General features: G+C 70.0%; 10 protein-coding genes. 3 read left to right on the forward strand and 7 right to left on the reverse strand.

Annotated elements, in window-relative coordinates; all coding sequences use genetic code 11:
* Window positions 1-176: 176 nt before the first annotated feature.
* Complete coding sequence (pknB, locus tag ACFWJB_RS01815; RefSeq protein WP_386919625.1) at window positions 177-2186, forward strand: Stk1 family PASTA domain-containing Ser/Thr kinase; 2010 nt, start codon at window positions 177-179, stop codon at window positions 2184-2186.
* A gap of 93 nt (window positions 2187-2279) precedes the next feature.
* Here the strand turns inward: pknB and ACFWJB_RS01820 are convergent, their stop codons facing one another.
* The 5 genes from ACFWJB_RS01820 to ACFWJB_RS01840 are packed head-to-tail and all read right to left on the reverse strand — an operon-like array spanning window position 2280 to window position 5818.
* On the reverse strand, window positions 2280-3050 hold the full coding sequence (locus ACFWJB_RS01820) for a class E sortase (protein ID WP_385466881.1): 771 nt from the start codon (window positions 3048-3050) through the stop codon (window positions 2280-2282).
* A 13-nt stretch (window positions 3051-3063) separates the two neighbouring features.
* The gene (locus tag ACFWJB_RS01825) at window positions 3064-4164 is read right to left on the reverse strand and encodes a class E sortase (protein ID WP_386919627.1); all 1101 of its coding nucleotides are present in this window, start codon (window positions 4162-4164) and stop codon (window positions 3064-3066) included.
* Window positions 4161-4799: an aminodeoxychorismate/anthranilate synthase component II gene (locus ACFWJB_RS01830; protein ID WP_386919629.1), complete on the reverse strand. Its 639-nt coding sequence runs from the start codon at window positions 4797-4799 to the stop codon at window positions 4161-4163. The genes ACFWJB_RS01825 and ACFWJB_RS01830 overlap by 4 nt, the downstream gene beginning before the upstream one ends.
* Complete coding sequence (locus tag ACFWJB_RS01835; protein WP_362486658.1) at window positions 4796-4993, reverse strand: hypothetical protein; 198 nt, start codon at window positions 4991-4993, stop codon at window positions 4796-4798. The genes ACFWJB_RS01830 and ACFWJB_RS01835 overlap by 4 nt, the downstream gene beginning before the upstream one ends.
* Before the next feature lie 45 nt (window positions 4994-5038).
* Complete coding sequence (locus ACFWJB_RS01840) at window positions 5039-5818, reverse strand: DUF881 domain-containing protein (RefSeq protein ID WP_385466888.1); 780 nt, start codon at window positions 5816-5818, stop codon at window positions 5039-5041.
* Between the two features lie 140 nt (window positions 5819-5958).
* Between ACFWJB_RS01840 and crgA the strand changes: the two genes are divergently transcribed.
* Window positions 5959-6213: a cell division protein CrgA gene (crgA, locus tag ACFWJB_RS01845; RefSeq protein WP_386919631.1), complete on the forward strand. Its 255-nt coding sequence runs from the start codon at window positions 5959-5961 to the stop codon at window positions 6211-6213.
* Window positions 6214-6449: 236 nt separating this feature from the next.
* Here the strand turns inward: crgA and ACFWJB_RS01850 are convergent, their stop codons facing one another.
* The gene (locus ACFWJB_RS01850) at window positions 6450-7358 is read right to left on the reverse strand and encodes a rhomboid family intramembrane serine protease (protein ID WP_386919633.1); all 909 of its coding nucleotides are present in this window, start codon (window positions 7356-7358) and stop codon (window positions 6450-6452) included.
* Between the two features lie 122 nt (window positions 7359-7480).
* Window positions 7481-8014 (reverse strand): peptidylprolyl isomerase, encoded by a 534-nt coding sequence (locus ACFWJB_RS01855; protein ID WP_386919635.1) that lies wholly within the window; start codon window positions 8012-8014, stop codon window positions 7481-7483.
* Window positions 8015-8382: 368 nt separating this feature from the next.
* On the opposite strand from ACFWJB_RS01855, the gene ACFWJB_RS01860 reads away from it, so the two are divergent.
* Window positions 8383-9087: a DUF5324 family protein gene (locus ACFWJB_RS01860; protein ID WP_386919637.1), complete on the forward strand. Its 705-nt coding sequence runs from the start codon at window positions 8383-8385 to the stop codon at window positions 9085-9087.
* The last annotated feature ends 83 nt before the right edge of the window (window positions 9088-9170 follow it).

Raw genomic sequence — 9170 nt, forward strand, 5'->3', positions numbered from 1 at the left:
GGACGTGACTCCGCTCACGTCCCCTTCACATCGACGCACGTTGCGATACCGGTCCTGTATCGGGTACCGGGCTTGGCCAGGTCACACAGAACGAGCCGGGTACGGTAGGCCGGACGGCAGCCCCCGACCGTACAAGCATGCCGGTCGGGACCGACGGAGAGGGCTGGTAGGTAACCATGGAAGAGCCGCGTCGCCTCGGCGGCCGGTACGAGCTGGGCCAGGTGCTCGGCCGTGGTGGCATGGCGGAGGTATACCTCGCGCACGACACCCGGCTCGGCCGCACCGTGGCGGTGAAGACGCTCCGCGCGGACCTCGCGCGAGACCCGTCCTTCCAGGCCCGGTTCCGCCGGGAGGCCCAGTCGGCCGCCTCGCTCAACCATCCCGCGATCGTCGCGGTCTACGACACGGGCGAGGACTACATCGACAACGTGTCGATCCCGTACATCGTCATGGAGTACGTCGACGGGTCCACACTCCGTGAGCTCCTCCACTCCGGCCGCAAGCTGCTGCCCGAGCGGACGCTGGAGATGACCATCGGCATCCTCCAGGCCCTGGAGTACTCGCACCGCGCCGGCATCGTCCACCGCGACATCAAGCCCGCCAACGTCATGCTGACGCGCAACGGCCAGGTCAAGGTCATGGACTTCGGCATCGCCCGCGCCATGGGCGACTCGGGCATGACGATGACCCAGACCTCCGCCGTCATCGGCACCGCCCAGTACCTCTCCCCGGAGCAGGCCAAGGGCGAACAGGTCGACGCGCGTTCCGACCTGTACTCCACCGGCTGCCTGCTCTACGAGCTCCTCACGGTCCGGCCGCCGTTCGTCGGCGACTCCCCGGTCGCGGTCGCCTACCAGCACGTCCGCGAGGAACCGCAGGCACCCAGCGTCTTCGACCCCGAGATCACGCCCGAGATGGACGCGATCGTCCTGAAGGCCCTGGTCAAGGACCCCGACTACCGCTACCAGTCAGCGGACGAGATGCGCGCCGACATCGAGGCCTGCCTCGACGGCCAGCCGGTCGCCGCCACCGCCGCGATGGGCGTCATGGCGGCCGGGGGCTACGGCTACCCCGACGACCAGCAGACCACCGCCCTGCGCTCGGACTCCGGCGCGGGCGCGGGCGCCACGACCATGCTGCCGCCGATGAACGCCGACGACGGCGGCTACGGCTACGACGACCGCCCCGGCCGGCGCCGGCAGCAGAAGAAGTCCCACACCTCCACGATCCTCCTGGTCCTGGCCGGCATCCTCGTGCTCGTCGGCGCCATCATGATCGGCAAGTACGCCATCGGGGGCGGGGGCGTGGGCAACGACAACGTCCCGGTGCCGAACTTCGTGGGCCTCACCAAGCAGGAGGCCGGCAACCAGGCGACCAACGCCGACCTGGAGCTGGCGTTCAGCGAGAAGCCCTGCGAGGACCAGGCCAAGGGCCACATCTGCTCGCAGGACCAGAAGCCGGACACCGAGGTCAAGAAGAACTCGACCGTCAACCTGGTCGTCTCGACCGGCGCGCCCAAGGCCGAGGTCCCGGACGTCGAGGGCCAGACCTTCGCCGACGCCGAGAAGGCCCTGAAGGACGCGGGCTTCGAGGTCGAGAAGGAGTCCAAGGAGTCGACGGACACCCCGGACACGGTGCTCTCCCAGAACCCCGAGGGCGGCGAGTCCCGCGAGAAGGGCTCGACCGTCACGCTCACCGTCGCCCGGGAGACCTCCCAGGTGACCGTGCCGAGCCTGCTGGGCCTGAGCCCGGCGGACGCCGAGCAGCGTCTGAAGGAGAAGGGCCTCGTCCTCGGCTCCCAGACGGAGGAGGAGTCCACCGCTCAGCCCGAGGGCACCATCTTCGAGCAGAGCTTCAGCCCGGGCAGCGACGTGGACCGCGGCAGCACGGTCACGGTGAAGATCGCCAAGGCTCCGAAGAAGACCGCGGTGCCCGAGGTCCGGACCAAGACCCTCGCCGAGGCCCGGCAGATCCTCCAGCAGAACGGCTTCACGAACATCCAGGTCGTCCCCGGCTCCCCGGGTGACGACAACGCGATCGTCATAGGCCTCAACCCGCAGCCCGGCACCGAGGTGGACGACCCGGCCGCCACGCCGGTCCAGCTGCAGACCGCCGGCGGCAACAACGGCAACGGCAACGGCAACAACGACGGCGGCGGCTTCATCGGCGGCCTCGGCCGCGACTGACGCCACCGCCACCGCCACTGAACGGACGGAGCCCCGGCCCTCGACAGAGGGCCGGGGCTCCGCGGTGTGCGAGGCCGCGTCAAGCGGCGGCACTCACCTCAGTTCCGCCGGCGGGGTCCGCTCGCCGTCCACCTTCTCCGTGCGGACCAGCTCGCCCCACACCACGTACCGGTACCGGCTCGTGTACACCGGCGTGCAGGTCGTCAGCGTGATGTAGTGCCCCGCCTTGGTCTTCCCGGACTCCTTGGGGACGGCCCCGAGCACCTTCACGTTGTACTTCGAGGTCTCCGGGAGGATGCCGTAGACCTTGTACACGTACCAGGTGTCCTTCGTCTCGAAGACGATCGGGTCACCCTTCTCGATCTTGTCGATGTCGTGGAACTTGGCGCCGTGCCCGTCGCGGTGGGCCGCCAGCGCGAAGTTGCCCTCCTTGCCCGACGTCGGAAGCTCCGACTTCACCGGTTCGGTGTAGTAGCCCGCCACGCCGTCGTTGAGGACCTTCATCGACGTGCCCTTCTCCACCAGGACGTCGCCGCTCCCCATCGCGGGCACGTGCAGGAAGCCGATGCCCGCCTTGGTGTCCAGCGCACCCGGCCCGCTCCGGCCCACCCGGTCCTGCGCCCAGTTGTCACGGACCTCGTCGGCCTGTCTGCCGGCCGCGCGGTCGGCGACGACGTTCGTCCACCACAGCGAGTAGACGACGAACAGGCCCAGCACCAGGCCCGCCGTGATGAGGAGTTCACCGCAGACACTGACGACCAGGGCGACGGCCCGCCCCGGGCGGCGACGGCGGCGTGCCGCGGACGGCGGCCGGCCGGAGGCGTCGGTGTGCTCTTCGTGATCCGTGTCGGTGGTCGCTGCCACTGGTCATCCGCCCTTAATTGACGAGCGCATCCGGCTTGCCCTTGCTGCGCGGCCGTTCCTCGACCATCTTGCCCCAGACGATCATCCGGTACTTGCTGGTGAACTCGGGGGTGCACGTGGTCAGCGTGATGTAGCGCCCGGGCCCGGTGAACCCCGACTGCCTGGGCACCGGGTCGAGGACGCTGGTGTTGCTCGGTGGCGTCACCGGCAGGATCGACGACATCTTGTAGACGTAGTACTCGTCCTGCGTCTCCACGACGACGGGGTCGCCCGCCTCAAGCTTGTTGATGTAGCGGAACGGCTCACCGTGCGTGTTGCGGTGCCCGGCGAGCCCGAAGTTGCCGGTCCTGGCGTCCGGCATCGCCGTCTTGAGCGGGTCCTCGGCGTAGTGCCCCACCATGCCGCGGTCCAGCACCTTCTTGCTGCTGACGCCCTCGGCGATCGGCACCACCACGTCCAGCTTCGGGATGTGCAGGATGGCGAAGCCCTGCCCCGGCTCGAAGGCCCCCGGGTTCCGCTTGCCGCTCGCCCAGTCGTCCTGGAGGCTGCTCGCCGCCTTGTCGGCCTGGGCGTGCGCCCGCACGTTCGTCCACCACAGCTGGTAGGTGACGAACAGCAGCATCAGCACGCCGGTCGTGATGAAGACCTCGCCGATCGCCCGGCTCGCGATCACCGCCGGGCCCGGTTTGCGCGCGCGGGCCTGGCGGCGGGCCTCCACGCGTGACAGCGGCGCCTTCGGCGCGTGCCCGGGCCCCTGGGCCTCCGACGGGGGCTGAGCGGCTCCACGGCGCCCGTGACGGCCCTTGGCGGCCTTCCTGCGGGCCGCGCGGCCCCCACCGGGTGGTCCGGCCGCCTCGGGCGGAGGAACGCCTTCCGTGCGTCCCGGAGGAGGGTCCGGGACCCGCAGCGCCACCGTCTCGTCGTCGGCGACGGGCACGTGGGGCTCCTCGGGCGCCCCCTCGCCCGGGACGTGCCCCGCGTACCAGCCGTTCCCGTGCGCGTCGTCCCCGAACGAGCCGCCTCCGAACGCACCGGAACCCTCGTACGCGTGCCCGTACGAGGCCCCCTGGTCACCGGCCGCGCCGGACTCGCGCTCGGGGCGCAGCGCGGTCACGCCGTGGCCCTGCCCACCACCGGGGCGAGCCCCGCCGACCTCGCCACCGCGCCCTGGTCGCCGCACTCCACCAGCCAGTTGGCCAGCATCCGGTGCCCGTGCTCGGTGAGCACCGACTCCGGATGGAACTGCACGCCCTCGACGGGCAGTTCCCGGTGCCGCAGCCCCATCACGATTCCGTCGTGCGTGCGGGCCGTCACCTCGAGCTCGGCCGGCACGGTCCCCGGCTCGGCGGCCAGCGAGTGGTACCGCGTCGCCGTGAACGGCGTCGGGAGGCCCGCGAAGACGCCCTTGCCCCCGTGCTCCACCGCCGAGGTCTTCCCGTGCAGCAGCTCGGGCGCCCGGTCCACCACACCGCCGTACGCCACCTGCATCGACTGCATGCCGAGGCAGACGCCGAAGACCGGCACGCCGGTCGCCGCGCAGTGCCGCACCATCTCGACGCACACGCCCGCCTGCTCCGGCGCTCCGGGCCCCGGCGACAGCAGCACCCCGTCGAAACCGTCCTGGGCGTGTGTCGTGGACACCTCGTCGTTGCGCAGTACCTCGCACTCGGCGCCCAGCTGGTACAGGTACTGGACCAGGTTGAAGACGAAGCTGTCGTAGTTGTCGACGACGAGGATGCGCGCGCTCACTGGTTGTCCACCGTCACATCGTTGAAGGGAAGCAGCGGTTCGGCCCACGGGAAGACGTACTGGAAGAGGACGTAGACCACGGCCACCACGAGCACGAGCGAGAGCAGCGCCCTGACCCACGCGTTCCCCGGCAGATGCCGCCAGATCCAGCCGTACATGCCGTCCCTTCCGTCGCACCACGGCACCAGACTCACGCCGTACGGCACCAGACTAGCGGCGCGGAGCCCTCGGGAACGGCGTCACTCCACAGGCTGGGCGTAGTGCAGGTCGACGGCGCCCGAGTACCCCGGCAGGGTCGCCGTCCCCTCGTCCTCGACCTTCCAGCCGAGCCCGTACACGTTGACGTACACCATGTAGTTCTGGATCGCCGGCGACTCGGCCAGCGCCTTCTTCAGCCGCTCCGGATTCCCGACCGCCTGGATCCGGTACGGCGGCGAGTAGACGCGGCCCTGGAGGATCAGCGTGTTGCCGACGCACCGCACCGCGCTGGTGGAGATCAGCCGCTGGTCCATCACCTTGATGCCCTCGGCGCCGCCCTGCCACAGCGCGTTCACCACGGCCTGCAGGTCCTGCTGGTGGATCACCAGGTAGTCGGGCTGCGGCTCGGGGTAGCCGGGGAGCTTGGCGGTGGCGTCCGGCGGGGCGTCGTCGAGCGTGACCGAGATCGACTCGCCCTTCAGCTCGTGCGTGCCCGTCCTCTCCTCCAGCGCGGCGAGCTTGTCGTCCTCCGCCTTCGTGCTTCCGTCGTCGCGCTCGGCGAGCGATTCGATGTCGCTCCGCAGGGCCGCGTTGGACTCGTCCAGTTCGCCGTTCTTGTGGCTGCGTTCCTGGATGAGATCGGACAACTTCAGCAAAGAGGCGTCCGTGCGGATATTGGTGCCTTTGGCGGTGTCGAAGCTGGTGAAGAAAATCAGCCCGGCGAGAGCGAAGACGGCTGCCGTGAGCACCCGCACCGGCCGGAAACGGCTTCTGCGGGCAGGACTGGATCCGGTCCCGGGGGAGTCGGCAGAATTGCTCAACGTACCCTTATCTCCTTCGGCGCCGCGGAAGCACTACGCTAACGGACGCCCGGGGGAGCGCTCAGAGTCCCCTTGTACGCCGCCCCGAGCCCGAACCGTTCCCTGCGCGGCCACGCAGCGCATCGACAGGAGAGACCCTCGTGCCGAAGTCACGTATCCGCAAGAAGGCCGACTACACGCCGCCGCCCGCGAAGCAGGCGGCCGCCATCAAGCTGACCAGCCGCAGCTGGGTCGCACCGGTCATGCTGGCCATGTTCGTCATCGGTCTGGCCTGGATCGTCGTCTTCTACGTCACCGACGGGTCGCTGCCCATCGACGCGCTGGGCAACTGGAACATCGTGGTGGGCTTCGGTTTCATCGCCGCCGGATTCGGTGTCTCCACGCAGTGGAAGTAGCTCTCCCCAGGGCTATCCACCGAGTTATCCACAGACCTTGTCCACACGGTGGGGAAAAGAAACGAAGATCTGTGGATAACTCGCCGGGCATTGACACCGGTGTGACGTAAGTACCAACAACCGAAAACCTGTTCGCCCCCTGCCTGACCTGCGGAAACACGGTTCAGTGACAGGGGGCACACTTGTTCCCGCACACTGTGCACAGGACCCGGTACCGGTTGTGGACAACGCGGCGCTCAGGTGAGCTGCAGGGTTCTCAACAGGGTCAGCCCGACGACGGCCACGAGGACCACTGCACAGGTGCCGTACTGCACGAGCGTCCGCCGCTCGCGCGGGGCGTGGAGCATGGCGTAGCCGATGACGGCGCCGGCGACGAGACCGCCGATGTGGGCCTGCCAGGCGATGTTGTGCCACCCGAAGGTGAAGACCAGGTTGATCACCAGCAGGGCGATGACCGGGCGCATGTCGGCGTTGAGCCGGCGGACGAGGGCGCCGGTCGCGCCGAAGAGGCCGAAGACGGCGCCGGACGCGCCGAGCGAGGCGGTGGTCGGTGCGGCGAGCAGGTAGGTGAGGGCGCTGCCGGCCAGGCCGGACGCCAGGTAGAGCGTGAGGTAGCGGGCTCTGCCGAGGGCCGCTTCGAGGGGGCCGCCGAGCCACCAGAGGCCGAGCATGTTGAACCCGATGTGCCAGAACTCCTGGTGGGTGAACATCGAGGTCACCAGGCGGTACCACTCGCCCTCCGCGACGCCTTCGGTCGGCATGTACGGGGCGGGCGGCCACTGTCCGATCAGGACCAGGTCGCCGAGGAGCGAGGACCGCGCGCGGACGGCGATGAACACCGCCACGTTGATACCGATGAGGATCTTGGTGACGAGGCGCGGATCCGCGGCGACCGCACCGCCGGCGAGCGTGCGGGGCCGGGAGGCGGCGGGGGCCGGTCCGGTGCCGCCGCCGCCGCGGGCGCAGTCGGGGCAGTGGAAGCCGACGGACGCGTTGACCATGCAGTCCGGGCAGATCGGGCGCTCGCAGCGGGTGCAGCGGATGCCGGTCTCACGGTCGGGATGCCGGTAGCAGCCGGGCAGGCTGTGGGCGGGCGGGGTCGCCTGGCCGTCCGGGCCCTGCGGGCCGTCCGGTGACTGGTCCATGGGATCCCCTCCCTTGTCCGTCCGAGTCCGAGAGGCACGCGGCCCCGCCCTTCCTTACGGACGAGCGGGGCATTTGGTTCCCTTGGGACGCGCCGGCGAGGGCGGTCCAGGAGCCTCGGTGATCAGCCCTCGCGGGTCTCGACGACGACCGACTCGATGACCACGTCCTTGACGGGACGGTCGGTGCGCGGGTTGGTCTCCGTGGCGGCGATGGCGTCGACGACCTTCTGCCCGGCCGGGTTGACGACCTCGCCGAAGATCGTGTGCTTGCGGTTCAGCCACGTGGTCGGGGAGACGGTGATGAAGAACTGCGACCCGTTGGTGCCCGGGCCGGCGTTGGCCATGGCGAGCAGGTAGGGCTTGGCGAAGGCGAGGTCGGGGTGGAACTCGTCCTCGAACTTGTAACCGGGGCCGCCGGTGCCGTTGCCCAGCGGGTCACCGCCCTGGATCATGAAGCCGCTGATCACCCGGTGGAAGACGGTGCCGTCGTAGAGCCTGTCCGTGGTCTTCTCCCCGGTCTCGGGGTTGGTCCACTCACGCTCGCCCCGGGCGAGCTCGACGAAGTTCCTGACCGTCTTGGGGGCGTGGTTCGGCAGGAGCCGGACCTCGATGTCGCCGTGGTTGGTCTTCAGGGTGGCGTACAGCTGCTCGGCCACGATGTGCCTTCCGTCGTCCTGTTGTGCTCCCCGATCCTCGCACGGTCCCCGGCGTACGTCGCCCGGCTCCGGTCCGGGCGTCGGGCGGGTGAGAGGGCTGAGCGAAATCCGAGTGGGTACCCCTGGGTTGCGAGCGTGGGAGGAGGATCCGTGGCATTGTCGTCGACAGGCCCCTGTTGCCCTGTATTCGTCCGTATTGCCGTGGATCGTCCTTTGGTCGCATCTCCGGTACCACGCGCCCCGGAGGGCCCGGTGTCATCGCCCGTGACCCGGATGCTCGCCCTCGCATGCCTGGCTGTGCGTCGGCAGGCATGATCCGTAAAAGGGTGGAAAGTCGATTACCGTACGCCACCGAGGAGGAGGAACCCGTGACCCGCATCGACAGCGTGCGCGCCGCGACCGGTTCGGCGAAGGACAGCGTGCTGCACGCCGCGGAAGTGGTGGCGCCCTACGCCGACACGGCCAAGGACAGGGCCGCTCACTACGCACAGGAGGCGCGCGTACGGCTGGCGCCCAAGGTGTCGCAGGCCGCATGCCAGGCCCGGCTCCAGTACGGCACGCATGTCGCGCCTCGTCTGGAACAGGCCCGTACGCATGTGCCGCCGAAGATGGACCAGGCCGCGCACGAGGCCGCGGTCCGTACACGACTGGCCGCCCGGCAGGCGGCCGACTACTCCCGTCCGGTGATCGAGCAGGCGGTCGCCGCGGCCGGACCCGTCAAGGACGAGGCCGCCGCGCGGGGTGCCGCCGCACTGGTCGCACTGCGCGGGCAGGTCTCGGCCAAGGACATCCAGAAGCTGGCCCGCAAGAACGAGCGGCGGGCGAGTGCCGGCCGCGTCTTCAAGGTCCTGGCTGTGGTGGGCGCCGTCGCGGGCGGTGCCTTCGCCGCCTGGAAGTGGTGGGACAAGCAGGCCAACCCGGACTGGCTGGTGGAGCCGCCCGAGGCGACGGAGGTCCCCGAGAGCGGGCGGCTGACGTCGGTGGACGGCACCGGCGGAGCAGTCCTGGACCCCGAGGTGCAGGCCAAGCAGGCCGAGGACGAGGCCGCCGACGGCGGCGACGAGCCGCGCTGACGCCTTCCGGTACGGGTCGGCACGCCACCTCTGTGCAGCGCCGCGGGGCGGGGGAGATCCGGGGATCACGCCCCCCGGCCATG

This window comes from Streptomyces sp. NPDC127100 (assembly GCF_042724095.1).
Taxonomy (GTDB): Bacteria; Actinomycetota; Actinomycetes; order Streptomycetales; family Streptomycetaceae; genus Streptomyces.

Coding starts and splice junctions, on each gene's coding strand:
- pknB (WP_386919625.1), top strand. CDS start 177: ATGGAAGAGCCGCGTCGCCTCGGCGGCCGGTACGAGCTGGGCCAGGTG.
- ACFWJB_RS01850 (WP_386919633.1), bottom strand. CDS start 7,358: ATGGACCAGTCACCGGACGGCCCGCAGGGCCCGGACGGCCAGGCGACC.